Below are 26,030 nucleotides of genomic sequence, written 5' to 3'. Positions count from 1 at the left end.
CTGTATATGATGCAAAGTGTCGATATTGTCATTGTGGGTGGCGGAATGGTTGGCCTTGCACTGGCCGCAGCATTAAAGCATAGCGAACTGCGCATCGCCGTGATTGAGGGCCGAGTACCCAGCCTTGAACTTGCAGAGCTGCCGGATGTGCGAGTCTCCGCCTTAAGCCGTTCCAGTGAAATCATGTTGCGAAACCTTGGTGCATGGCAAGGCATCATTTCTCGTCGCTCTGCGCCTTATTCGGCGATGGAAGTGTGGGAACGCGATAGTTTTGCGCGGATCGAATTTAGTGCCAATCAGATGACTCAGCCGGATCTGGGACACATTGTTGAGAACCGCGTCATTCAATTAGCCTTACTCGAACAAGTACAAAAGCAAGCGAATGTGACACTCTTTATGCCCGCTCAATGCCAATCGCTGGCTGTCGGAGAAAGTGAAGCGTGGCTAACGCTCGATAACGGTCAATCACTCACCGCAAAATTGATAGTAGGAGCCGATGGCGCAAACTCTTGGGTTCGTCAGCAGCAAGACATTCCATTAACCCATTGGGATTATGGACACAGTGCGCTGGTGGCAAATGTCCGCACGGTGGAACCACATCAATCGACGGCAAGGCAAGTGTTTACCCCACAAGGTCCGCTGGCCTTTTTACCTATGTCTGATCCTCATATGAGCTCAATCGTTTGGTCTACAGAGCCCAACCGAGCGCAGCGCTTGCTCAGCCTGTCTGAGCTCGAATTCAATAAGATACTGACCGCTGAGTTTGATCATCGTTTAGGTTTGTGTGAGGTGGTCGGTGAACGTGCTGCTTTCCCACTTAAAATGCGTTATGCCCGAGATTTTGCTTTACAACGAATCGCACTCGTTGGTGATGCGGCGCACACCATCCATCCGCTAGCCGGGCAAGGTGTTAATTTAGGTTTACTTGATGCTGCAAGCTTAGCTCAAGAACTACTCGCGTTGTGGCATCAAGGTGAAGACATTGGCTTGCTCAAAAATTTGCGAGGTTATGAACGTTGGCGAAAAACAGAAGCTGCCAAAATGATTGCCGCGATGCAAGGTTTCAAAGACCTTTTTGAAGGTGATAACCCGGCGAAGAAACTGATCCGTGGCATTGGCATGCAGTTGGCTGGACAACTTCCTGGAGCCAAAGATGAGATTATGAAAAGAGCACTGGGTTTAAAAGGTGATTTACCTGATCTTGCCAAGAGTAAAATGGTGCTGCTTGAGCCCTAACAGTGATTAACCTAATGATGGCAAAAGGGCTGGCTTATGGCCAACCCTTTTAAAATTCTTTAATGAAACTCGTATTATGCGTAGGCGCAGCGTAGTCTCATGATTTCCTGATTCACTTCCTTCACCGTCTGAAAGTGGCGCTTGTCTGCGCGCTCTGGCAAGATCAGTTTGCCATTATCGAATTCAAATTTTCCAACCCCGTAAATATAGATTCTTCCTTTAAAAAGCCGACTTACGTGTTTAGCTATCATACCTGGCGTATAGCGCTTAAACAGTCTCATACTTCGATCCTTCTGTTATTCTAACACTGCAAATTATAAATAAATTGCGCCTCTAATAGTGTGATTGCCATAGAGGAATATGCAGTTATTGGTGACTCTTTTGGATATTTGTGCTGCCGTAGGCAAAATGTTGGATAAATACCCATGTTTGCGTGATTATCTCCTCAAAATAGTGCTAACAAAAAATGCTCAGTGCACCATTCACTTGGTGCATATTAAGCACGACAAATATTACACTTTAAAGAATAGCTGCTGTTTATGGAAAGTGTTGAATTTTGGTTAAGAATAGCCTAAAAAAAAGCCCGCTTAAATAATAGGCGGGCGAATAGTCACAGATGCATTACACAAAAAGTGGATGTCCTGAAACAATCAGTGGATTCACTTTTTTGCTGGTCAGGGCAACTTCTCGTTTGTCCTGACCAGCATTGTTAGAGTACGTCAAAATAAACCTGATGACTATTTATGTTTCAATAATGACTAAAAATTCATCCCTAATGTTGTGTGATTTAGAGAGCGATCACGTGCCAATGTAATGGATTACATTATTGCATTCTTTTTCCTGAAATTTATTCGAGATAGGCGAGTGTTAGAAAGCATACGCCTCGTAAAGAGGCGCATGGTCAATATGAGGAAGAAGCTTATTCGTCAGTAAGAGAGTAGGGGAGAGCTTGCATAAACCAACGAGTGTTTGGTTGGCTTGCAAGACGAAACTCAGTTTCTGGCTCGAGATTGTTTGGTAAGACTACTAAACCGATAGCGGTATTATCAGCAAACGTGTAGTGAACCATTAATTGCCCAGCACTACGCCAGTTTTCTCCAACTGAGCGTTCGATCATGATTGGTTGATCATTACTTAGCGGTTGCTCAATATTGCCTTGAAGGATGTACATTGCACGTTTATTAATACCTCGATATTTAGCACGAGCGACGGTTTCTTGACCTGTATAACACCCTTTATTAAAGCTGATACCATTAAAGGCCTGAAGATTAACGGCTTGCGGTATGTGCTCATTTTGATCCGCTTGACCAAGGACGGGGACTGCTTCTTCGATATCAAAGCGAGTCCACGTTTCCTCGGTGACTTTCAGTGCTTCACTTTGCGTCATGAGCTGTTGCGCGGTTTGCTCTGAAACAAGTAATAGCCAACGTTGGGATGAAATTTTGATGGCGCTACCACCGTCAATCAAACGCACCTCACCTTCATCTGCCGTTAATGTGTTGATATATTGCTCAGCTTGTTCGCCCATAACACCCAGTGCGACGTCTTGGCTCTGGCTGATATTGACCTTAGAAAAAATAGCGTATTTTTTCAGCTCTCTTAATTCAGCTTCTATTGCTGATAAAGGCTGGAACATCGCATAACCATCGTGATGGTGGAACAGGCGAAAGACCGACCACACTTTGCCTTTCGCATCACAATGGGCACCTAAGGTTGACTGTGTTGGTTCAAGAGTGACGACATTACAGGTCACTTGGCCTTGCAAATAGGCTTTTTTATCATTGCCTGAAATGATGATAGCGCCCCAGGATGCAAGATGAGTCAGCATCAGTGGTGGAAGTGAGCCATTGGCGGTTACTGCGAGAGGTGTCAATGTGTTTTGCCAGTCCATAGTCGTTACCTAAAGAGAATCTTGAGCCCCATGTTAATCCGGAAATTTTTTTTTGTCAGCTTGAACAGGGACTGTGACTCATCTACTAGTTGTATCTTCATCCAGTTGATACACTCAACGCAAATAAACATAAGGTGAGGAAAACCGATGTACACCACTGAAGAAAAAGCAAGAATCAAGTGGGCATGCCGTCGTGGAATGTTAGAGCTCGATGTGGTTGTGATGCCGTTCTTTGAAGAGTGCTTTGATTCTCTGAATGAAAATGAGCAACGAGATTTCGTTTCCCTACTTGAGTCTGACGACCCTGATCTATTTACTTGGATCATGGGGCATGGTCGTAGCGAAAATCTTGGGCATGCGGCAATGGTGGATAAAATTGTTGCTCACAACCTCAGCAAAGTGCGTTAATTTCGTATTATTTCCTTCCCATTTTGCCCGCATTACTAACTTCATTTTTTTGATGATAGCCGTGTGGGCACTATTGATATCGCCCATTCCACTTGTAACGCTCCCCTTATTTTACGCACCTCTTATCACGGCGCAAAAGAGTACCTCACTGTTAGTCCCTAGCTTAATCGGCCAATTCAAGCTCACGAGTCACGGTGAGTGGCAATGTGCCGACCAGAACCTGTCCATTGAAAAGGTTTCTACACAGTTTGCGTTTATGGTGTTGATCATTTATGCACAACAAGGTAAGCGCTATCTAGTGTGGCGCGACAGTTGTGTGGAAGCGGATTATCGCCGTTTATTGGTGCAGCTTCGGCAGGTTACCCATAACCAATCACCAACAATAAAGGAGCGATAAACGCTCCTTTATTCATTCGGTCAACTTGACGCTAACAGATGATCGTTGGCGAGGTTACTCGTCTGGCGTTAGGATCGTTGGGCCACTATTTTCGGCTAACTCTGGATAATCGAGCGTGTAGTGCAAACCGCGGCTCTCTTTACGTTGCATAGCACAACGCACCATCAACTCTGCCACTTGCAGTAAGTTACGCAGCTCAAGCAGGTTATTTGAAACGCGGAAATGACTATAGTATTCGTGGGTTTCTTGTTGCAGTAATTGAATGCGGCGTAGTGCTCGCTCTAAGCGCTTATCTGTGCGGACAATCCCCATGTAATCCCACATAAATAGGCGCAGTTCATGCCAGTTATGTTGGATTACGACCTCTTCATCAGAGTTATTGACCTTACTTTCATCCCAACCGGGTAAGCTTGGTGGGAGCTGAGCCGTTGGTAATCCTTTTAAAATATCCTTTGCCGCTGACCAGGCATAAACGACGCATTCTAATAGAGAGTTCGACGCCATTCGGTTAGCACCGTGCAAACCGGTGTAGCTAACTTCGCCGATCGCATACAGGTTATGCAGATCCGTTTTACCTTGTTTATTGACAATAACGCCACCACAAGTGTAGTGCGCCGCAGGAACAATCGGAATCGGCTCTTTGGTCATATCAATGCCCAAATCCATCAAGCGTGTATAAATGGTTGGGAAATGTTTTTCAATAAAATCGGCCGGTTTGTGGCTGATGTCCAGATACATACAATCAGCACCTAAACGCTTCATCTCATAGTCGATGGCGCGAGCCACGATATCACGAGGAGCCAGTTCGGCACGTTCATCAAAATCGAGCATGAATCGTGAACCGTCTGGGCGTCTTAAAAAAGCGCCTTCGCCACGTAATGCTTCTGTCAGTAGGAAATTACGTGCTTCAGGGTGGAAAAGACAAGTTGGATGGAATTGATTGAACTCAAGGTTCGCCACTCGGCATCCTGCTCGCCACGCCATTGCGATACCATCACCTGAGGAAACATCAGGGTTAGAGGTATATTGATACACTTTTGAGGCGCCGCCCGTGGCTAAAACGACAAACTTAGCGCGGATCGTTTCAACGTGTTCCTCATTGCGGTTCCAAATATAAGCGCCAACCACTCTTTTTTTATCACCACCGATTTTATCTTCGGTGATTAAATCCAGCGCATTGTGACGTTCAAGGATAGTAATGTTGGGGTGATTATGAACATTGTCTTGCAAGGAGGTTTGCATTGCCATGCCAGTGGCGTCAGCCGCGTGCAAGATGCGGCGATGACTATGGCCGCCTTCACGAGTTAAGTGATAGCGAGGTGCTTCATCACTGTCATTCTCTTCTCTGTCAAAAGGAACGCCGCCATCGATAAGCCACTGAACACACTCTTTAGCATGCTCGGCGATGAAACGGACAGTATCCTCTTCACAGATCCCTGCGCCCGCAATTTGAGTGTCTTCGACGTGTGACTCAATACTGTCTGATTCGTCAAAAACAGCGGCAATCCCCCCTTGGGCGTAATAAGTGGCACCTTCACTGCGTGGTCCCTTACTCAGTACAATGACTTTACTGTGTTTTGCTACGCGTAGTGCGAGCGATAAACCCGCTGCGCCACTGCCTACGACTAATACATCGCATAGATGTTCACGGTTTGCGTTCATAAAACTTTTAAATTCCCGAACTAGAGTAGAGTTGTCCAACTCTCATTTTAAATATGCATTGCATGTATCTATACTCTTGAAGTGATTCAGCCGCAAGGTTTATCCACTAACGGTATCGCTATGGCTTCAAGCCAATAGCAGTAGAGAAAGATTTGATGCAATACTTTGTAAATGCCATTGTCTTTCGTCTTATCGACCCTCACTATATTGGGGATCCCCTATAGTGAAATTAGATCACATTTATTGAATAATGCTTGGCAAATATTTTTAGACAGAATGGAACTTTCTATTCTCCCTTGAGTCACAATAGTGCTCATGTAAGCGGTGGTGTCAATACTACATTTTGCATAATGAATGCCCATATCTGAGAAGGTAAGGGGAATAACAATAGGAGTACAGGCTCGAATGAACGAGCAGCTGACCGATCAAGTATTGATTGAGCGAGTTCAGAGTGGAGATAAGCAAGCATTTAACCTTTTGGTTTTAAGGTACCAAAATAAAGTCTGCAACCTTATTTCTCGGTATGTGAGCAATTCCGGAGATGTAGCCGATGTCGCACAAGAAGCGTTCATCAAAGCGTATCGGGCTATCCCAAGTTTTCGCGGAGAGAGTGCCTTTTACACTTGGCTATACCGTATTGCTGTTAATACCGCTAAGAATCACATTGTAGCCCAAAGTCGTAGACCGCCCGCTAGCGATGTTGATGCTGAAGATGCTGAATATTACGAAAGTGGCAACGCATTAAAAGAAATATCGAACCCTGAGAACATTACGTTGTCGAAAGAATTGCAGCGAGTCGTTTTTGGTGCGATAGAAGCGTTGCCTGAAGATTTGAAAACTGCGATGACCTTGCGTGAACTGGATGGTTTAAGTTACGAGGAAATAGCAGAAGTCATGGATTGTCCTGTAGGAACGGTGCGTTCTCGCATCTTCCGTGCTCGTGAAGCGGTAGAAAAGAAAATTAAACCTCTTTTATAGCGCTCAAACTGGTAACGAAAATGGTGAATAAATAATGGCTGACAAAGAAAGACTTTCAGCACTCATGGATGGGGAAATGGTCGATAAAGCGCTCATTCAAGAATTAGAGCTCGACCAAGAAAGTTTGCAAACGTGGAAAAATTACCATTTGGTTGGTGATGTGATGCGTGGAGATGCCCCAGTCCGAGCTGAGTGGGATATTGCACAGAGCGTTGCGCTAGCATTGGATGACGAACCCGCACACAGTCGTTTACAATCTGCTTCGGTTATTGATTTTCGTGATGCAAGCCGTGAGTCTCAGCCGACGCCAGCTCAAGCTCGTCGGCAGTTACCGGCTTGGCTTTCCCAATTTGGCCAGGTTGCGGTTGCTGCGTGTGTGTCGTTTGTGGTGATTTTAGGTGTTCAACAATACGGTGGCCGTGATTCAGGAGTGAATCAAAACGACCAATTACCCGTACTGCAAACCATTCCGTTGGCTGGCAGCGCAGAGCCAGTTAGTTTAACGCGTGATTCAGTAGAGCGCCAAACCAGCGAAAGCCGCGTGCAAGAACAACGTCGCCGCGTAAACGCATTATTGCAAGACTACGAGCTGCAACTTCGCCTGAACAGTGAAAGTGCAAGCCCACATAACGATGTACTTGAATCGGTAGTTGAATGAATAAATTCCTGATCAGTGCACTGGCGCTGTTCAGTTTGAACTCTACATTAGCCTTTGCAGAAGACCAACCTGCAGAGGCTTTGTTGCTTCAAATGAACGAGGCCAGTCAGCATTTAAATTATGAGCTGTCTTACATTCTGATTAAGAAAAACAGCATCGATCCACTGCTGTATCGTCATGCAAGTCAAGGCGATCAGCAATTTGCGCATCTCGTTTATCTCAGCGGCCCGATCCGTGAAGTGATTCGCCGTGGCAATGAAGTGAGTTACATTGAACCTGGGGTAGAACCGTTCACCATTGAGTCAAGCACTATGGTTGCGCCGACGATTCCGATGCTAACCAGCAATGTCACTGAATTAGGCCGTTACTACGATTTCGTCAAAGTTGGCCGTGCACGTGAAGCGGGCACGGCTTGCCAAGTGGTGCGAGTGGTGCCGAAAGATGGCTTACGCTATTCCTATATTTTGTGGGTAGATGAGACCAGTAACTTGCCATTGCGAGCTGATTTAGTCGATCGCGACGGCGAGGTGCTTGAGCAATATCGCACTATCTCTTACGCCATTAGCGACAAATTAGCGCAGGCGATGCAAGGGCTAAATGACGTTGAGTTACCCGAGGTATTAACGTTACCGAAAGGCAACCTCACGGAAAGTTTTTGGCAAGTGAGTTGGAAACCTGAAGGCTTTGAACCCAAAGAGCTTAACCGTTATCGTATGGCGATTACTGAGCGTTTGGTAGAGAGCCAGATGTTCAGTGATGGGCTATTTAGTTTTTCTGTCTATATTTCCGATAGTGACAACCATTCGCTGAAAGGCCAACTGGTTCGTCAAGGCCGCCGTACCCTGCATAGTGTGGTGAAAGGAAACAATGAAATCTCAGTGGTCGGTGATATTCCACCGGCAACGGCGCAGCGCATTGCTCAATCGGTGACGTTTGTCCAGCCTGCGGTGCCCTCAACAGAGGCAACCAAACCATGATGACGGCGTTAGCAACAGTCACCGCTGTTCAACCTGATGCTAAAGGGTTTCACGTTGAACTCAGTTGTCAGCAGCAGACAAGTTGCAGCAGTTGTTCGTCCTCCAAAAGCTGTGGTACTGGGATCGTATCGAAAGCGATTGGTAACAAAGCGCTGTTATGGCAACTCGATACGAAAAAACCAGTGAAGCAAGGCCAGACGGTTGAAATCGGTTTTCCCGAAAAAAGCTTGCTTCAATCGGCAGCCTTAGTGTATTTGGTGCCGCTTTTTATGATGATGTTTGGCGCTTGGCTGGGTGAGAGCCTCTTGGCCCCTTGGCTCGGTTTAGGTGAGGGCATCGTGATCATCACGGCCGCTGTTTTTATCGCGCTGGGGATCGGAATTGCCAAACGTTGCTCTGTGGTTCTTGAAAAACGATCGCAGCAAGAGGTGGTTTTGGTCCGAGTCCTTGGTGAACCTATCGCCTAATTTATGATGCGAACCCTACCGAAATTGGGTAGAATCGGCCAACTTTATGGAAACGCCGCTTGATGTGGCTTTCTTATGTCCCTTTTTTCAAGAGTTTAGTCATCCCAAATCTATGAAGCACATTCGTAACTTTTCGATTATCGCCCACATCGACCATGGTAAGTCGACCCTATCTGACCGTTTGATCCAAGTTTGTGGTGGATTAAGTGATCGTGAAATGGAATCTCAAGTTCTAGACTCTATGGACCTTGAGCGTGAGCGTGGCATCACCATCAAAGCACAGAGTGTGACGCTCGATTACAAAGCAAACGATGGCGAGACATACCAGCTCAACTTTATCGATACTCCTGGACACGTTGACTTTTCTTATGAAGTTTCCCGTTCTTTAGCCGCCTGTGAAGGTGCTCTATTGGTGGTGGATGCTGGTCAAGGCGTTGAAGCGCAAACATTGGCTAACTGTTATACCGCCATTGAAATGGACCTTGAAGTTGTCCCAATCCTAAATAAGATTGATTTGCCAGCCGCAGAGCCTGAACGCGTAGCGGAAGAAATTGAAGATATCGTCGGTATCGATGCTATTGACGCAGTGCGCTGCTCTGCGAAAACAGGCCTTGGCGTGGATGAAGTGCTAGAAAAAATCGTTTCTGGTATTCCGGCTCCTGAGGGCGATCCTGCTGCGCCGCTGCAAGCGTTAATCATCGATTCTTGGTTTGATAACTACTTAGGTGTTGTCTCTTTAGTGCGAGTGAAAAATGGTGCGCTGAAGAAAAATGACAAGATTAAAGTGATGAGCACAGGCCAAACTTGGGGTATTGACCGTTTAGGTATTTTTACGCCAAAACAAGTCGACAAAACCATGTTGAACACTGGTGAAGTGGGCTGGGTGGTTTGTGGTATTAAAGACATTCTCGGCGCTCCTGTGGGTGATACACTGACCAGCGCGAAAGATCCGTGTGAAAAAGCATTGCCAGGCTTTAAAAAAGTGAAACCGCAGGTGTATGCGGGGCTTTTCCCTGTCTCTTCTGATGATTACGAAAACTTTCGTGATGCGTTAGGTAAACTGAGCCTAAACGATGCCTCGTTATTCTATGAGCCAGAAAGTTCGGCCGCCCTTGGTTTTGGTTTCCGTTGTGGTTTCTTGGGTATGCTCCACATGGAGATTATTCAAGAGCGTTTAGAGCGCGAATACGATCTTGACCTTATCACCACTGCGCCAACGGTAGTCTATGAAGTGAAGAAGACCGATGGCACGATGCTTTATGTTGATAGCCCGGCTAAATTGCCTGCGGTGAACGACATTGAAGAGATTCGTGAACCGATTGCGCGTTGTAACATTTTGACCCCTTCTGAATATTTGGGTAACGTCATTATGTTGTGCGTTGAAAAACGTGGCGTGCAGGTTGATATGGTCTATCACGGTAACCAAGTAGCCTTGACTTATGATGTGCCGATGGCCGAAGTGGTGCTTGATTTCTTTGACCGCTTGAAGTCAACTTCTCGTGGTTATGCATCACTTGATTATGGTTTCCAACGCTTTGAAGCTTCAAGCATGGTCCGTGTGGATATCTTGCTAAATGGTGACAAAGTGGATGCGCTAGCCATCATCACTCACAAAGACAATTCGCAAACGCGTGGTCGTCAAGTGGTTGAGAAAATGAAAGAGTTTATCCCTCGCCAAATGTTTGATATTGCGATTCAAGCGGCGATCGGTAACCACATTATTGCTCGTTCAACCGTGAAGCAGCTGCGTAAAAACGTACTGGCGAAATGTTACGGTGGTGATATTAGCCGTAAGAAAAAACTGCTTAAGAAACAGAAAGAAGGTAAGAAGCGCATGAAGCAAATTGGTAATGTTGAGTTGCCACAAGAAGCCTTCCTTGCCATTTTGCACGTAGGTAAAGATTAAGCATTGCTTTGTTCTTATGCATGCAGCAGTCACCATTTAAGTGAAAGAGTTTCGGCTCTTTCACTTTCGTATTTTTAGATAAGGGAACTCCATGGCGAATACATTTTCACTCATCTTGGTGATCGTCACATTAGTGACCGGCATAGTTTGGGTGCTGGAGAAGTTGGTGTGGGCGAAAAAACGTCAACAGAAGATGGCCGCTATTGAAGCGCAAACCAACGGCTTGGATGACAAACTCAGCGCCAAAATTTCCGCGCAACCTTGGTGGATTGAAAACAGTGTTTCCATCTTCCCTGTGATTGCTTTTGTGCTGGTGCTACGCTCTTTTGTGTACGAACCTTTTCAGATTCCATCTGGCTCAATGATGCCAACGTTGCTGGTGGGCGACTTCATCTTAGTTGAGAAATACGCTTACGGTTTGAAAGACCCAGTATGGCGTACTCAACTGGTCGAAACTGGTAAACCAGAGCGTGGTGATGTCGTGGTCTTTAAATACCCGCCGCAACCAAGCATTGACTACATCAAGCGCGTGGTCGGCATGCCGGGCGACACAGTTCGTTATAGCAGCAACAAAGAGATTTGTATTCAAGCTCAAGGTTCAACAGAATGTAAACAGGTCAAACTGTCCAATGTTGAAGAGAGTGAGTTCAACCAAAATGGCATCCCTTTAATTCAAGTGAATGAAAAGTTAGGTCAGGTTGAACACCAGATTTTGATCAATCCATTGCGTCGTGATCGTGTTGATGCTTATCAGCCACGCCATGGCGTTAATGAATGGGTTGTTCCTCAAGGTCAGTATTTTGTGATGGGTGATAACCGTGACAACAGTGCTGATAGCCGTTACTGGGGCTTTGTTCCAGAAGCAAACTTAGTCGGTAAAGCGGTCGGTATTTGGATAAGTTTTGAGTTTGAACGTGGTGCCGATAGCGTTTTACCTTCGTGGATCCCAACTGGTGTGCGTTTTAACCGCATTGGTGGCATTAACTAGGCTAGCTTTGGCTAGCCATCACTACATCGAGAGAGCATGAATTCTCCAATTAGTAAATTAGAAACTAAACTCGGTTATTCATTTAATGATCCCGAGTTTATTTCCTTAGCACTGACACATCGCAGTGCAAATGGTAAGCACAATGAACGTCTTGAGTTTCTGGGCGATTCAATTTTAAGTTTTGTCATCGCTGATGAGCTGTACCACCGTTTCCCTAAAATTAACGAAGGGGATATGAGTCGTATGCGCGCTACGCTTGTGCGTGGTCACACATTGGCTGAACTGGGCAGAGAATTTTGCCTAGGAGATTACTTAAAATTAGGTCCAGGTGAGTTGAAAAGTGGTGGTTTCCGCCGTGATTCAATCCTTGCTGATGCCGTAGAAGCCATCATTGGTGCGATTTATTTAGACAGCGATACCGAAGTAGTACGACGTATTATTTTGAGCTGGTATCAAGAGCGCCTTGACGCCATTGAGCCGGGCGTATCGCAAAAAGACCCAAAAACTCGCCTACAAGAGTTTCTGCAAGGTAGAAGAAAGCAACTGCCTATCTACACAGTGACTAATATTAAAGGTGAAGCACACAACCAAGAATTTACGGTATCGTGTGATGTAGCAGGAATGGGAACGCCTGTAATTGGTAAAGGCACCAGTCGTCGTAAAGCTGAACAATCGGCGGCTGAAATTGCACTAGAGCAACTGACAAATGGCTGATAACGAATTTGATTTGGATGCGTACTTCGCATCAAACACCAACAGCAATGAAGCAACTCCGGAAAGTGGTGAGCAGCACTGTGGTTTTATCGCCATTGTGGGTCGCCCCAATGTCGGGAAATCAACCCTGCTGAATAACTTACTGGGACAAAAGATATCCATCACATCGCGCAAGCCTCAAACCACTCGTCACCGCATTATGGGTGTCGATACAGAGGGGCCGTACCAAGCGATTTACGTTGATACTCCGGGGTTACACATTGAAGAAAAGCGTGCGATTAACCGCTTGATGAACCGTGCGGCAAGTAGTTCACTCAGTGATGTTAACTTAGTGCTGTTTTTAGTCGATGGCACTCAGTGGACCGCCGATGATGAAATGGTGCTCAACAAACTACGTAATGCTAACTTCCCTGTAGTGTTGTGTGTCAATAAAGTCGATAACGTGAAAGATCGTAACGATGTAATGATGCATATGCTAGAGCTATCGAAGAAAATGGAATTTGTTGATGTCGTGCCGATTGCGGCAAAACATGGCAAAAACGTCGATGTATTGCGTAAACATGTGCGTGAGCATTTACCTCAAACCACGCATCACTTCCCTGAAGAGTATGTGACTGATCGCTCGCAGCGCTTCATGGCTTCCGAGATTGTGCGTGAAAAACTGATGCGCTTTACTGGTGAAGAGCTGCCGTATTCAGTAACCGTTGAAATTGAACGTTTTGACTATAACCCTGAAACCGATGGTTTTCATATCAACGCGTTGATCCTCGTTGAACGCAGCGGCCAGAAAAAAATGGTGATCGGCAAAGGTGGTGAAAAAATCAAAACCATCGGCCGTGAAGCGCGTTTAGACATGGAAGAGTTGTTTGGTCGCAAGGTTTACCTAGAAACTTGGGTGAAAGTGAAATCCGGGTGGGCAGATGATGAACGCGCCCTTCGTAGCCTTGGTTATATTGACGATCTATAACCTCTATTCGAGGTGGGCGAGAACATCGCTCACCTTTGAGTGCTGATATGTCAGACGGTTTACAGCGCTGTTTTGTCCTTCATCGACGTCCTTATAGCGAGTCGAGCCTAATCCTTGATGTGTTTAGCGAGGAGTATGGCCGCGTCACCTTAATGTCCAAAGGCGCACGCAGTAAACGATCGAACTTAAAAGGTGCACTGCAACCTTTTACCCCCTTATTGCTCAAATGGTCAGGCAACGGTTCAATGAAAACCTTGCGCCAAGCAGAACCGATTAGCCTTGGCTTACCGCTCAGTGGTATTCATCTCTATTCTGCCATGTACGTCAATGAGCTGATTGGCCGCGTGCTTGCGCAAGAAGTGCCTTGCCCAGGTCTGTTCCATGATTATCTGCATGCACTCACCGAGTTAGCTCAGTGTGAAAATCCAGAACCAGCACTGCGCCGTTTTGAACTCGCGTTGCTAGCTTCAATGGGTTATGGCGTTGATTTCTTGCATTGCGCCGGAACGGGAGAAGCCATCGATCCTCGCATGACTTATCGCTATCGCGAGCAAAAAGGTTTTATCGCTTCTGTTAGGCGCGATAACCTCACGTTTATGGGCGATGAGTTGATTGCCATTAGTGAGCGGCGCTTTGTCAGTAAAGAGCAGCTTCAAGCGGCAAAACGCTTTACACGCATAGCGTTAAAGCCGTATCTTGGCGGCAAACCTTTAAAAAGCAGGGAGCTTTTCCTGCCCATGTCTAGTTTTTCCAGAGTACGGAGTATAGGAAAATGAGCGCAATTTACTTAGGCGTTAATATCGATCACATCGCCACGTTACGAAATGCCCGCGGTACCAAATACCCAGATCCCGTGCATGCTGCTGAAATGGCAGAGCGTGCCGGAGCCGATGGCATTACTATTCACCTACGTGAAGACCGACGCCATATCAAGGATCGCGATGTGCGTATTTTACGCGAGACGTTGCAAACTCGAATGAACCTCGAGATGGCCGTTACCGACGAAATGATTGATATTGCTCTGCAAACTCAGCCTGAATTTGTGTGTTTAGTGCCTGAAAAGCGTGAAGAACTAACGACGGAAGGTGGGCTGGACGTATTAGGACAGCTTGACAAAGTGAAAGCGGCAACCGAAAAACTGACCGCTGCAGGCATCAAAGTCTCTCTGTTTATTGATGCTGATCGTGAGCAGATTAACGCAGCTAAAACTTGCGGTGCACCGTTTATTGAATTGCATACTGGTCATTACGCCGATGCAACAACCGAAGCGGATCAGCAAGATGAGTTAAAGAAAATTGCGGCGGCTGCGAGCTATGCGAGTGATTTGGGCATTACGGTGAACGCTGGTCATGGTTTGACTTACCACAACGTAGCTGCCATTGCTGCACTGCCTGAAATTTACGAACTCAACATTGGGCACTCGATTATCGGGCGTGCTGTATTTGATGGTTTGGAAAAATCGGTCGCCGATATGAAAGCCATCATGCAAGCGGCTCGCAAATAAGGTCTACCGATGGCGATTATCGGCTTAGGGACTGATATTGCGGAAATTGAACGCATAGAAAAAGCATTGTCACGCAGTGGCGATGCTTTTGCCGAGCGGGTGCTAACCCAAGATGAATTGGCGGTGTTCCATTCGCTCAAGAAAAAAGGGCGCTATTTAGCGAAACGTTTTGCCGCTAAAGAAGCGGCATCTAAAGCGCTTGGTACGGGTATTGCGCATGGCGTTAGCTTTCAGGATTTTACCGTCACCAACGACGCCAACGGAAAACCCGTGCTAACACTATCAGGTAAGGCTAAGCAGTTGGCTGCCACAGCCGGTGTGAATCACATTCACCTAACCATTTCTGATGAGCGTCATTATGCGGTGGCGACGGTGATTTTAGAGTCTTAATCTGTCAATCTTCTCTGCTTGCTGACGAGCAAATACTGCTGAGCGGCAAGCCCCTTTTTTCATTCGGTTAAATTGTCTCTTGGGTTAAATTGCTCATTCGCTTAAATACGGTTTAGCGGTAGCGACCACTTTGTCCATCTCATCTTGTAATTCAAATAACTCCGGTTCGACATCGCTGATGGATTTGCCCGATCGCAATGCCTGTTCGAGCGCTGCGCACACTTTTTTCAAGCGGGGTACGCCACTGTATGAGCAACTGCCGTGCAGTTTATGAATATGGTGCAGTAGATCTTGGGTAGGGTATTCATCATCTTCCAACGCCATGCTGACGACTTGGCTCACCTGTGGAATCGAATCAACTAGCATCTGTAGCAGCTCTTTGGCCAAATCTTCCTTGTTGGCTGATTGTTTGAGTGCATTTTGCCAGTCAATGATAATGGTGTGATTAGGCTGCTCAGCTTCCTGTGACGGCGACGGTATAACTTGTTCTGTGAGTTGTAATTTCTCCAACTGTTTACGGTTGGCGTAGGGGTTCCAGTGTGCTAACACTTGCTGCAAGATGTGCTCTTCAATCGGCTTAGTGAGGTAATCATCCATTCCTTCTTTCAGCAGACGATCGCGCTCTCCGATCATTGCATGAGCCGTTACCGCAATCACGGGCGTTTGGTGATTGAGTACCGTTTTCTTAATTTCCTGGCAAGCGGTGACCCCATCCATCTGTGGCATTTGGATGTCCATCAAAATCATATCAAATTTCTGTCGGCTTGCTTGTTCGACCGCTTCTTGGCCATTCGTACAAGCGATGACGGTTTCAACACGTTCTTGCAGCAGGGCCATGATCAGTTTGAGGTTGGCAGGGTTATCATCCACCGCCATTACTTTCAGGGGCAGTGTATCGAGTGTGATCGGTAGATCTTGAATGGCAGGCTGTACCGGTTGGTGTGCGATTAACAGTTGCAGCAATTTTTTACGCGACAGTGGCTTGGTAATGCACTGCACTGGATGATGCTGCATTAAATAATCGGATAGTGCGAGCTCGGTACTTGGTGTACCGATAATCACGTTGTCGGCAAGCTGAATAGCCTTTGTGACCCACTGCTCAACCAAATCTAAATCAGTCTCTCTACTTGGGGCTAAATTGAGTAATACATAATCGAAGCGATCCGTCTCTTCTGGCATCACCGCTCGATATGTGACGCTCAACCCTGCCTGCACCAACATTTGCTGAATGATGGAGGCGGCTTGCATATTGGGTTCAACGAGCAACAGCTGTTTATTGCTCAAAATATGTGGGTCAAGCCAGTCGCTCATCGGCATTTCAGTGGTATTAAGACGCAGCGTAAACCAGAAGGTGGAACCTTGGTGAAGGCGGCTGGTGAGGCTAATTTCACCGCCCATGTGGCTGACCAATTTCTGAGTAATAACCAAACCAAGTCCAGTGCCGCCGTAGCGACGAGAAATACTGGCATCGGCTTGGCTAAAGGCTTGGAACAGCTGTGCTTGTTGGCGCTCTGAAATACCAATGCCGGTGTCGCGCACCATAAATTGCAGCTCAACCACATTGTCGCGTTGTGAGCGCAATTCAACACTGATGTCGATGTTGCCACGTTCGGTGAACTTAATCGAGTTACCGACAAGGTTGGTCAACACTTGTTGGATACGAAGTGGGTCACCTACCAAGCCTGCTGGGATTTTTTGATCCACTTTAAGAGTAATTTCCAATCCTTTTTCATGAGCACTGGTCGCTTGGAGGTTAACCACCTCTTCCAAACTCTCTTGAAACTCGAACGGAATATTTTCCAGTGCTAACTTACCGGCTTCTAGCTTGGAGAAATCCAAAATGTCATTGATGATGTTCAATAAGTTATTAGCCGATTTTTCAATGGTTTGTAAGTAATCTGCTTGGCTATTCGTCAACTGGGTTTTGAGCATTTGGCGGGTGAAGCCAATGACACCGTTAAGTGGCGTGCGCAACTCATGGGACATGTTAGCAAGAAATTCTGATTTTATGCGCGCGGCTTCTTGGGCGCGTTTTTTGGCAATGTCCAATTCAACGTTTTGGATTTCCAACTGCTCTAAGGTTTCTCGCAAATCCGAGGTGGCTTGGTCGATACTGTGCTGCATTTCGACGTGATATTCCGATAGCGATACCGCCATCGCGTTGATCCCTTTTTTGAGCGAATCTAACTCACCGTGCATTTTGCCTTCGATCCGCACATCAAGGTGGCCGCGACGAATTCTATCCACCATGTTTTTCATGTGTGAGATAGGGCGAGTCACATCGTGCAGGAGTCGGAATGCGAACATCCCTGATAAACCGAGCCCAAGCGCAAGCACTAAAAAGGCGGAAAAGACCTCTTGATATTGTTGTAAACGCAATGAAGAGAGATCCAACTCAATCGCGATATAGCCGAGCGCAGGCGTTGATGTATTGGCATTTATGCCTTCGGTTAGACGGTTTTCAGCCAAAATTGGCGTGCGCAGTATTAAAGTGTTCTCGGTGAGATTTGAGCTGCTTAAAATCGGAATGGGCTTATCTTTTGGATAAGTTAAGCTTTCAAAGTTAGGGTGAAAATTCGAGGTAACAAACAGTTCGTGGTTGGCGTCAAACACCGCAATACTGCGGACAAATTTAGAGTTCTTCCGATGCGCGTAGCTGATAATGCGGCGTACCGACTCACGGCTTTGGTTTTTTAAGGCGTCTTCACTAGCAATGGCCAAGGGCTCGATGATGCTCGCCCCCGCATTGATCACCTGTTTTTCCAGATCATGGTAGCGATTGAATGAGAAAAAAGCACTGAGCAACAAGCCGATAATTAAGGTTGGAGCTAAGGTTAAAGTAATAACGCGCGCGCGTAAGCCATATCTGGTCATTATTGTCTAAACATCGTGGTGTGGATATGGGAAAATAGCCCGCAATTTGATGAGCAAGCCTGTACGAAAATCGTTTAATTGACGGCTAGCTTAATCAAGTCGAGTAAGTTCGACAATCATCCCCGCACTAAATAGTGACGCTAGGGCAAAAAACATCGATTTAATTTTACTTAGGCACAGAGCATGGCACGTTTTTTCCAACCGAAAAAGAAAGCGCAATTAGAAACAAAACATCAAACGGTATTGATTGAACGTCTTGATCATCAAGGTTCTGGTATCGCTTATCAACACAATAAACTGCTTTTTGTTGATGGCGCGCTGCCCGGTGAGCAAGTGCTGATGCAGCTAACTGAAAGCAAAAGTAAATACTCTCGCGGTCAGTTGATTAAAGTCTTAACGGCCAGTGAACAACGCGTGACGCCATTTTGTCGCCATTACGGTCAATGTGGTGGTTGCGATCTGCAGCATTTAGAGCACAGTGCGCAAGTGGCGCACAAAGAGCAAACACTCTCGCAATTGATGAGTAAATTCGCCGGACAAACGTTGGCATTGAGCCCCGCAATAAGTTGCGCTGATAAAGGCTATCGCCGCCGCGCCCGCATCAGCGTGTTGTGGGACAAGAAGCAGCAACAGCTGCAATTTGGTTTTCGCAAAAAGCAGAGCAAGCAAATCGTTAACGTGACGGACTGCCCAGTGCTAGAACCACAACTCAACACGCTACTTACACCTATCCAAGCGCTGTTAACGCAATTTAAATCTCAGCAAGCGATTGGCCATGTTGAATTGGTGCTGGGTGATCAAGGCGCGGTGATGGTGTTGCGCCATCTTCAGCCGCTGCCAAGTGAAGATCACGCGGCGCTGCTGGCGTTTGCTCAGCAGCATCATCTCACTTTGTATGTGATGCCAGAAAGTGATCAGCTCGAACGTCTTCACGGAGAGATGGCAAGCTACCGTGAAACCGGATCAGTTATCGAATTTTTGCCCTCCAACTTTATTCAAGTCAATCGTCAAGTAAACCAAAAAATGGTGGCTCAAGCATTGGAATGGTTAGCCTTGACTGAGGATGACCGAGTGTTGGACCTATTTTGTGGCGTAGGGAACTTTAGTTTGCCGATGGCCCAATACGCTCAATCGGTAGTGGGCATTGAAGGTGTGGATGAGATGGTTGAGCAAGCGACACAAAACGCGCAGCGCAATCAAATCGACAATATCACGTTCTACCAAGCAAATTTGGAACAAGATATGTCAACGCAAGCGTGGGCAAAGCAAAAATTTGCTAAAGTACTACTCGACCCAGCGCGAGCCGGGGCGGCAGGCATTGTCGACCAATTGGCTAAGCTCGGCGCTCAGCGCGTGGTGTACGTTTCTTGTAACCCGGCAACACTGGCAAGAGACAGTCAAAGTTTACTCAGCCAAGGTTATAAGTTGGTAAAACTTGGCATGTTGGATATGTTTCCACACACCAGTCATTTAGAATCGATGGCGCTATTTGTAAAAAGTCGGTAGACAGAGAACTAACTCAGTCGAAGTTAGTCGAATACCACAAACTATAAAACTAGGACGAATCAGATGGTTGCGGTACGAAGCGCACACTTGAATCCAGACGAACAGTTTGAGCTAGATAAATGGATTGCGAGTTTACATCAAGATAAAAGCACAGCTTCTAAACTGACGGACGTATATCGTCAGTGTGAAACGTTATTAGAAGGTCATGCCAAAGGACCGCTACTGCTGTGGCGCGGCCGTGAAATGATCGAAATCCTGATTACCTTATCGATGGATCGCGCCACTTTAGTCGCGGCTCAGCTCTTTCCTATCGTCAGTAGTGGGCTTTTTGACCGTGAAGTATTAGAAGAGACCTATGGTAAAGGCATAGTGAAGCTGATTGATGGTGTCGAAGAGATGGCGGCACTTGGTCAGTTAAATGTTACCTTGCAAGGCAGTGAAGCTTCAGAGCAGGTGGATAACGTTCGCCGCATGCTGCTTGCGATGGTAGATGATTTTCGTTGCGTGGTGATCAAATTAGCGGAGCGCATTTGTAATTTACGTGAAGTAAAAGATGAACCTGACGAAATTCGCCGTGTAGCGGCTAAAGAGTGCGCCAATATCTATGCCCCTTTAGCAAACCGCTTGGGCATTGGTCAGCTCAAATGGGAAATTGAAGATTACGCATTTCGCTACCAGCAGTCCGATACCTACAAACAAATTGCTAAACAGCTTTCCGAGCGCCGCATCGTGCGTGAACAATATATTCACGATTTTGTCGAAGATCTGCGCGCCGAGATGAAGCTTTCTCATATCAATGCCGAAGTGAGTGGCCGTCCGAAACACATCTATAGCATCTGGCGCAAAATGCAGAAGAAAGGGTTGGCTTTCGATGAACTGTTTGATGTGCGTGCAGTTCGCATTATTGCTGATCAACTGCAAGACTGTTACGCCGCCTTGGGCGTTGTTCATACCAAATACAAACACCTGCCTAGCGAATTTGATGATTACGTTGCGAATCCGAAACCGAATGGCTATCAATCCATTCATACGGTGATTTTAGGGCCAGAAGGCAAAACCATCGAAATTCAAATTCGTACTAAGCAGATGCATGAAGAGTCTGAACTTGGGGTTGCTGCGCACTGGAAATATAAAGAGGGCGCAACGGTTGCCCGCAGCGGTTACGATGAGAAAATTACTTGGTTGCGTAAGCTTCTTGATTGGCAAGAAGAGATGTCTGATTCGGGTGAGATGATCGACGAGCTGCGTAGCCAGGTGTTTGATGATCGCGTTTACGCCTTTACACCTCGTGGTGATGTGGTTGATTTACCCATGGGAGCCACGCCGCTCGATTTTGCCTACCATATTCACTCTGAAGTGGGGCATCGCTGCATCGGTGCCAAAGTCGCGGGTCGTATTGTTCCATTTACTCATAAATTATCTATGGGTGATCAAGTCGAAATCATCACTCAGAAAGAGCCGAATCCGTCGCGTGATTGGCTAAATCCAGCAACGGGGTTTGTTCATTCAGGCCGTGCGCGCGCCAAGATTAACGCTTGGTTCCGTAAACAAGGCCGCGAGAAAAACCTTGAAGCCGGACGAGAGATCCTCGAGTCAGAATTAGCTAAAATCGGCGCTACGCTAAAAGATGCCGATAAATACGCGCTCAAACGTTTTAACGTCAATACGCCTGACGAGCTGTACGTCGGCATTGGCAGTGGTGATTTGCGAATCAACCAAATCGTCAATCACATCAATGCTTTGGTGAATAAGCCGACCGCTGAGCAAGAAGATCAACAAGCACTGCAAAAATTGCAAGATGCGCAAACTCGTCCAGCTCAGCCACATCGAGCGCACAAAGATGCCGTTGTAGTGGAAGGGGTAGATAACCTCATGACACACCTAGCGCGCTGTTGCCAACCTATCCCGGGTGATGAGATCAAAGGTTACATTACTCAAGGGCGTGGTATTTCAGTCCATCGCAGTGACTGTGAACAGCTAGAAGAGCTGAGCCATCACGCACCTGAACGCATCATTGATACCGTTTGGGGGCGCGGGTTTGTTGGAACCTATATTTTGACTTTGCGCGTTGAAGCGATGGAGCGAGGTGGGTTACTCAAAGACATTACTACCCTGCTTGCGAATGAGAAAGTGAAAGTCATCAGCATGAAAAGTCGTAGCGACTACAAAAGACAGTTGATCATCATGGATTTTGATCTTGAAGTGAGCAACATCGAAGCGCTGTCACGAGTATCAATGCGAGTAGAGCAGATCAAAGATGTAATGTTGGTGAAACGCCTAGGCTAAATTTCATATCACAGTAACACTCTTATTGGCGTAAATCGCAATTAAATCGCGACGCAAGCGCCTTGGGTTTTCAAAGGCGAGTGGCAATGACTGCTCGCTTTTTTATTTTAAATATTGATGTAAGGAGCGGATAAATGAGCCACCCAATCGAACAACTGGAACAGATCATGGCACAGTTGCGTGACCCAAAAACAGGTTGTCCTTGGGATATCAAGCAAACTTTTGACACGGTTGTTCCTTACACAATCGAAGAGACCTATGAAGTGGTGGAAGCGATCCACAACCAAGATTGGCCTAATCTCAAAGAAGAATTAGGTGACTTGCTATTTCAAGTTATTTTTTATAGTCAAATGGCGAAAGAGCAAGGGTTGTTTGATTTCTCGCAAGTTGTTGAAACGGTGAATGAAAAACTTACGCGCCGCCATCCTCATGTTTTTTCGGGTGCCAAGTTTGAGGATGAAGCGCAAATCAACGCCAATTGGGAAGCTGAAAAAGCCAAAGAAAAAGTACAAGCAGGAAAAAAAGATCAAAGTATTCTAGACTCAATACCACACGCTTTTCCGTCTCTTTTACGTGCTACAAAGATTCAAAAAAAGTGTGCCCAATATGGCTTTGATTGGGATTCTATCGGCCCAGTGGTTGATAAAGTCCAAGAAGAGATCGAAGAAGTCATGGAAGAGGCGTTGCAAATCAACCCTGATCCGGTTCGAGTAGAGGATGAAATGGGCGATCTATTATTTGCCACCGTTAACTTTGCTCGGCACTTAAAAATTGATCCAGAAGTGGCGTTAAATAAAGCAAATCGAAAGTTTTCACGTCGATTTAAAGGCATTGAAATGCTGGTGGCACGTCAGCACAAAACCTTGACCGATTTTTCTCTCGAAGAATTGGATGCGATGTGGAATGAAGTGAAGCGCTTGGAGTCGAAGTAATACCCTGTGTTGGCAATCCACAATAAAACCGACCCATTGAGACAAATTTGACTCATTTGAGTGGTGTGATAAGCCATATCAAGCGGTGCTCTTTGATTTGAAGCAAAAAATAAAAAATGACAGTGTGATAGATTTCACGTTGTAGCGAATAAGGGCTTCTGGTATATTTTTATCCCGTCCAGAAGAAATCCATTTCCCTCATTCAACCAATTTCAGGTTAAACATGACGACAAATTACATTTTTGTTACTGGCGGGGTTGTATCCTCTCTAGGTAAAGGTATTGCGGCAGCATCTCTTGCGGCGATTTTAGAAGCTCGTGGTCTTAAAGTGACTATGATGAAGCTTGACCCTTACATCAACGTTGACCCAGGCACAATGAGCCCAACTCAACATGGTGAAGTGTTTGTCACGGAAGATGGCGCTGAAACTGACCTTGACCTTGGTCACTACGAACGTTTTATTCGTACCAAAATGACCAAGCGCAATAACTTTACTGCTGGTCGTGTTTATGCCGATGTATTGCGTAAAGAGCGCCGTGGTGACTACCTAGGTGCAACGATTCAGGTTATTCCACACATCACTAATGCGATTAAAGATCGCGTTATCGCAGGCTCTGAAGGTCACGATGTCGCTATCGTTGAAGTGGGCGGAACCGTTGGTGATATCGAGTCATTGCCATTTATGGAAGCGATTCGTCAGCTTGCGATTGAAGTGGGCCGTGAACACGCGATGTTTATGCACCTGACTTTAGTTCCTTACCTTGCCGCTGCTGGTGAAGTGAAAACCAAACCGACTCAACATTCAGTTAAAGAGCTGCTTTCTATCGGCATTCAGCCTGATATTTTGGTTTGTCGTAGCGATCGCGTTATCCCAGCGAACGAACGTAAGAAAATTGCTTTGTTCTGTAACGTGCCTGAAAAAGCCGTTATCTCGATGAAAGATGTTGATTCTATCTACAAGATCCCTCAACTGATCAAAGCTCAAGGTTTGGATGATATCGTTTGTAACCGTTTTGGTATTAAAGCACCGGAAGCGGATCTTTCTGAATGGGAACAAGTGATTTACGAAGAGGCTAACCCAACCGCTGAAGTGGTGATCGGGATGGTCGGTAAATACATTGAATTGCCTGATGCTTACAAATCGGTTAACGAAGCACTGAAACACGCAGGTTTGAAAAACCGTTTGAGCGTGAAAATCAAATACATCGATTCTCAAGACGTTGAAACCAAAGGTGCGGAAGTGCTGACTGGTTTGGACGCAATCCTCGTACCTGGCGGTTTTGGTGATCGCGGTATCGAAGGCAAAATTCTTGCTGCGCAATATGCCCGCGAAAACAAAGTTCCTTACCTAGGGATTTGTCTAGGTATGCAAGTGGCGCTGATCGAATACGCGCGTAACGTTGCGGGTATGAAAGGTGCGCATTCAACAGAATTTAACAAAGAGACTCAATACCCTGTGGTAGGCTTGATCACCGAATGGGTAGATGACGAAGGTAACGTAGAAGAGCGTACTGAAAAGTCTGATCTTGGTGGTACTATGCGCCTTGGTTCGCAGCTATGCCACTTAGAGAAAGGCACCAAAGCGTATGAGCTTTACGGTAGTGCAACCATTCATGAACGTCATCGTCACCGTTATGAAGTTAATAATAAACTTCGTCCGCAGATCGAAAAAGCTGGCTTGAAAGTATCAGGTCTGTCTGCTGATAAGAAGCTAGTTGAAGTGATTGAGAACCCTGCTCACCCATGGTTTGTAGCAGCTCAGTTCCACCCAGAATTCACGTCAACCCCTCGTGATGGTCACCCACTATTTGCAGGCTTTATTAAAGCGGCAGGTGAGTTCCAACGCGGTGAATCAGAGAAGTAACAAGGATACGGGCAGTTGCAATTGTTGTGCTGCTGCCCTTTATAGTTTTGACATTTAAATTCAACGAGAGGAAACATTAATGTCTAAGATCGTTAAAGTTCTAGGTCGCGAAATCATCGACTCACGTGGTAACCCAACAGTAGAAGCTGAAGTTCACCTAGAAGGCGGTTTCGTAGGTATGGCAGCTGCGCCATCTGGTGCATCTACTGGTTCTCGCGAAGCTCTTGAGCTACGTGACGGTGACAAATCACGTTTCCTAGGTAAAGGTGTTCTTAAAGCGATTGCAGCTGTAAACGGCCCAATTGCTGATGCTCTAGTTGGTAAAGATGCTAAAGATCAAGCAGCTATCGACCAAGTGATGATCGACCTTGATGGTACTGAAAACAAATCTAACTTCGGTGCGAACGCAATCCTAGCGGTTTCTCTAGCGAACGCAAAAGCGGCTGCGGCTGCGAAAGGCATGCCTCTATACGAGCACATTGCTGAGCTAAACGGTACTGCTGGCCAATTCTCTATGCCTCTACCAATGATGAACATCATCAACGGTGGTGAGCACGCAGATAACAACGTAGACATCCAAGAGTTTATGATCCAACCTGTTGGCGCAAAAACTCTTAAAGAAGCAGTACGTATGGGTGCAGAAGTATTCCATAACCTAGCTAAAGTTCTGAAGTCAAAAGGCTACAACACTGCTGTTGGTGACGAAGGTGGTTTCGCTCCTAACCTAAAATCTAACGCTGAAGCGCTAGAAGTTATCGCAGAAGCGGTTGCAGCGGCTGGCTACGTGCTAGGCAAAGACATCACTCTAGCGATGGACTGTGCAGCATCTGAATTCTTCGACAAAGACGCTGGCATCTACAACATGAAAGGTGAAGGCAAAACGTTCACTTCAGAAGAGTTCAACCACTACCTAGCGGGCCTTGTTGAGCAATTCCCAATCGTTTCTATCGAAGACGGTTTGGACGAGTCTGATTGGACTGGTTTCAAACACCAAACTGAACTTCTAGGCGACAAAATTCAGCTAGTGGGTGATGATCTATTCGTTACTAACACTAAGATCCTTAAAGAAGGTATTGAGAAAGGTATCGTTAACTCAATCCTTATCAAGTTCAACCAAATCGGTTCTCTAACTGAGACTCTAGCTGCAATTAAGATGGCTAAAGATGCTGGTTACACAGCGGTAATCTCTCACCGTTCTGGCGAAACTGAAGATGCAACTATCGCTGATCTAGCAGTAGGTACAGCTGCAGGTCAAATCAAAACGGGTTCTATGAGCCGTTCTGACCGTGTTGCTAAGTACAACCAACTAATCCGTATTGAAGAAGCGCTAGCTGGTCGTGCTCCTTTCAACGGTCTTAAAGAAGTGAAAGGCCAAGCTTAATCCCACGGGGTACAGCTTAGCATCATTACTTTAAAGAACGCCCT

The 26,030-nt window shown here is 46.2% G+C and carries 23 protein-coding genes; 19 read left to right on the top strand and 4 right to left on the bottom strand.

All coding sequences use genetic code 11. From position 1 onward, the window contains the following. The first annotated feature begins 6 nt into the window (after positions 1 to 6). Positions 7 to 1,236, top strand: coding sequence for an FAD-dependent 2-octaprenylphenol hydroxylase (locus AACT23_RS05570; RefSeq protein WP_013856022.1), 1,230 nt, complete (start codon positions 7 to 9; stop codon positions 1,234 to 1,236). Between the two features lie 74 nt (positions 1,237 to 1,310). On the opposite strand, the gene AACT23_RS05565 is transcribed toward AACT23_RS05570, so the two are convergent. Then, positions 1,311 to 1,517, bottom strand: coding sequence for a DUF1107 domain-containing protein (locus tag AACT23_RS05565; protein WP_010319814.1), 207 nt, complete (start codon positions 1,515 to 1,517; stop codon positions 1,311 to 1,313). Positions 1,518 to 2,155: 638 nt separating this feature from the next. Next, positions 2,156 to 3,127, bottom strand: coding sequence for a tRNA-modifying protein YgfZ (gene ygfZ / locus AACT23_RS05560; RefSeq protein WP_017048690.1), 972 nt, complete (start codon positions 3,125 to 3,127; stop codon positions 2,156 to 2,158). Between the two features lie 147 nt (positions 3,128 to 3,274). On the opposite strand from ygfZ, the gene AACT23_RS05555 reads away from it, so the two are divergent. Further along, a complete protein-coding gene (locus tag AACT23_RS05555) occupies positions 3,275 to 3,535 on the top strand; it encodes an FAD assembly factor SdhE (protein WP_010319812.1) in 261 nt (86 codons plus the stop codon). Continuing rightward, positions 3,459 to 3,932 (top strand): protein YgfX, encoded by a 474-nt coding sequence (locus AACT23_RS05550; RefSeq protein ID WP_338141143.1) that lies wholly within the window; start codon positions 3,459 to 3,461, stop codon positions 3,930 to 3,932. Before AACT23_RS05555 ends, AACT23_RS05550 begins: the two co-directional genes overlap by 77 nt. A 54-nt stretch (positions 3,933 to 3,986) precedes the next feature. Here AACT23_RS05550 and nadB read toward each other — a convergent pair whose 3' ends face one another. After that, the gene (gene nadB, locus AACT23_RS05545; RefSeq protein ID WP_017046483.1) at positions 3,987 to 5,594 is read right to left on the bottom strand and encodes an L-aspartate oxidase; all 1,608 of its coding nucleotides are present in this window, start codon (positions 5,592 to 5,594) and stop codon (positions 3,987 to 3,989) included. A 405-nt stretch (positions 5,595 to 5,999) separates the two neighbouring features. Between nadB and rpoE the strand changes: the two genes are divergently transcribed. The 11 genes from rpoE (at position 6,000) to acpS (ending at position 15,143) form a co-directional block, all read left to right on the top strand. Further along, positions 6,000 to 6,572 carry an RNA polymerase sigma factor RpoE gene (gene rpoE, locus AACT23_RS05540; protein WP_026027282.1) on the top strand — a complete coding sequence of 191 codons (573 nt, stop codon included), beginning with the start codon at positions 6,000 to 6,002 and terminating at the stop codon, positions 6,570 to 6,572. A gap of 34 nt (positions 6,573 to 6,606) precedes the next feature. After that, positions 6,607 to 7,230 (top strand): sigma-E factor negative regulatory protein, encoded by a 624-nt coding sequence (locus tag AACT23_RS05535; RefSeq protein ID WP_017046484.1) that lies wholly within the window; start codon positions 6,607 to 6,609, stop codon positions 7,228 to 7,230. Continuing rightward, complete coding sequence (gene rseB, locus AACT23_RS05530; RefSeq protein WP_019283333.1) at positions 7,227 to 8,207, top strand: sigma-E factor regulatory protein RseB; 981 nt, start codon at positions 7,227 to 7,229, stop codon at positions 8,205 to 8,207. The genes AACT23_RS05535 and rseB overlap by 4 nt, the downstream gene beginning before the upstream one ends. Beyond that, positions 8,204 to 8,674: a SoxR reducing system RseC family protein gene (locus tag AACT23_RS05525; protein ID WP_017046485.1), complete on the top strand. Its 471-nt coding sequence runs from the start codon at positions 8,204 to 8,206 to the stop codon at positions 8,672 to 8,674. Before rseB ends, AACT23_RS05525 begins: the two co-directional genes overlap by 4 nt. A gap of 112 nt (positions 8,675 to 8,786) precedes the next feature. Next, positions 8,787 to 10,580, top strand: coding sequence for a translation elongation factor 4 (lepA, locus tag AACT23_RS05520; protein WP_026027281.1), 1,794 nt, complete (start codon positions 8,787 to 8,789; stop codon positions 10,578 to 10,580). 91 nt (positions 10,581 to 10,671) lie between these two features. Then, entirely contained in the window at positions 10,672 to 11,568 is an 897-nt protein-coding gene (gene lepB / locus AACT23_RS05515) for a signal peptidase I (RefSeq protein WP_013856032.1), read from the top strand. Positions 11,569 to 11,604: 36 nt separating this feature from the next. Continuing rightward, positions 11,605 to 12,282, top strand: coding sequence for a ribonuclease III (gene rnc / locus AACT23_RS05510; protein ID WP_010319803.1), 678 nt, complete (start codon positions 11,605 to 11,607; stop codon positions 12,280 to 12,282). Beyond that, positions 12,275 to 13,249, top strand: a complete 975-nt coding sequence (gene era, locus AACT23_RS05505) for a GTPase Era (RefSeq protein ID WP_094129891.1) — start codon at positions 12,275 to 12,277, stop codon at positions 13,247 to 13,249. The genes rnc and era overlap by 8 nt, the downstream gene beginning before the upstream one ends. 47 nt (positions 13,250 to 13,296) lie before the next feature. Further along, positions 13,297 to 14,025, top strand: a complete 729-nt coding sequence (recO, locus tag AACT23_RS05500) for a DNA repair protein RecO (protein WP_026027280.1) — start codon at positions 13,297 to 13,299, stop codon at positions 14,023 to 14,025. After that, positions 14,022 to 14,753, top strand: a complete 732-nt coding sequence (pdxJ, locus tag AACT23_RS05495; protein WP_013856034.1) for a pyridoxine 5'-phosphate synthase — start codon at positions 14,022 to 14,024, stop codon at positions 14,751 to 14,753. The genes recO and pdxJ overlap by 4 nt, the downstream gene beginning before the upstream one ends. Positions 14,754 to 14,762: 9 nt before the next feature. Beyond that, positions 14,763 to 15,143: a holo-ACP synthase gene (gene acpS, locus AACT23_RS05490; protein ID WP_017042685.1), complete on the top strand. Its 381-nt coding sequence runs from the start codon at positions 14,763 to 14,765 to the stop codon at positions 15,141 to 15,143. A 93-nt stretch (positions 15,144 to 15,236) separates the two neighbouring features. On the opposite strand, the gene barA is transcribed toward acpS, so the two are convergent. Further along, entirely contained in the window at positions 15,237 to 18,017 is a 2,781-nt protein-coding gene (barA, locus tag AACT23_RS05485) for a two-component sensor histidine kinase BarA (RefSeq protein ID WP_094124176.1), read from the bottom strand. Positions 18,018 to 18,200: 183 nt separating this feature from the next. Here barA and rlmD point away from each other — a divergent pair, with 183 nt between their 5' ends. The 5 genes from rlmD to eno all read left to right on the top strand — a co-directional run bounded on the left by rlmD (position 18,201) and on the right by eno (position 25,986). Beyond that, positions 18,201 to 19,523, top strand: coding sequence for a 23S rRNA (uracil(1939)-C(5))-methyltransferase RlmD (rlmD, locus tag AACT23_RS05480; protein WP_094129888.1), 1,323 nt, complete (start codon positions 18,201 to 18,203; stop codon positions 19,521 to 19,523). 63 nt (positions 19,524 to 19,586) lie between these two features. Beyond that, on the top strand, positions 19,587 to 21,809 hold the full coding sequence (relA, locus tag AACT23_RS05475) for a GTP diphosphokinase (protein ID WP_017046490.1): 2,223 nt from the start codon (positions 19,587 to 19,589) through the stop codon (positions 21,807 to 21,809). 134 nt (positions 21,810 to 21,943) lie between these two features. Next, positions 21,944 to 22,741, top strand: coding sequence for a nucleoside triphosphate pyrophosphohydrolase (gene mazG, locus AACT23_RS05470; protein ID WP_088732852.1), 798 nt, complete (start codon positions 21,944 to 21,946; stop codon positions 22,739 to 22,741). 223 nt (positions 22,742 to 22,964) lie between these two features. After that, the gene (locus tag AACT23_RS05465) at positions 22,965 to 24,605 is read left to right on the top strand and encodes a CTP synthase (RefSeq protein ID WP_013856040.1); all 1,641 of its coding nucleotides are present in this window, start codon (positions 22,965 to 22,967) and stop codon (positions 24,603 to 24,605) included. Between the two features lie 79 nt (positions 24,606 to 24,684). Further along, positions 24,685 to 25,986, top strand: coding sequence for a phosphopyruvate hydratase (gene eno / locus AACT23_RS05460; RefSeq protein ID WP_013856041.1), 1,302 nt, complete (start codon positions 24,685 to 24,687; stop codon positions 25,984 to 25,986). Positions 25,987 to 26,030: the final 44 nt, after the last annotated feature.

The sequence above is a fragment of the Vibrio sp. V09_P4A23P171 genome (assembly GCF_963875615.1).
GTDB classification, from domain to species: domain Bacteria; phylum Pseudomonadota; class Gammaproteobacteria; order Enterobacterales; family Vibrionaceae; genus Vibrio; species Vibrio anguillarum.
This window is presented reverse-complemented; position numbering and strand designations above follow the sequence as displayed.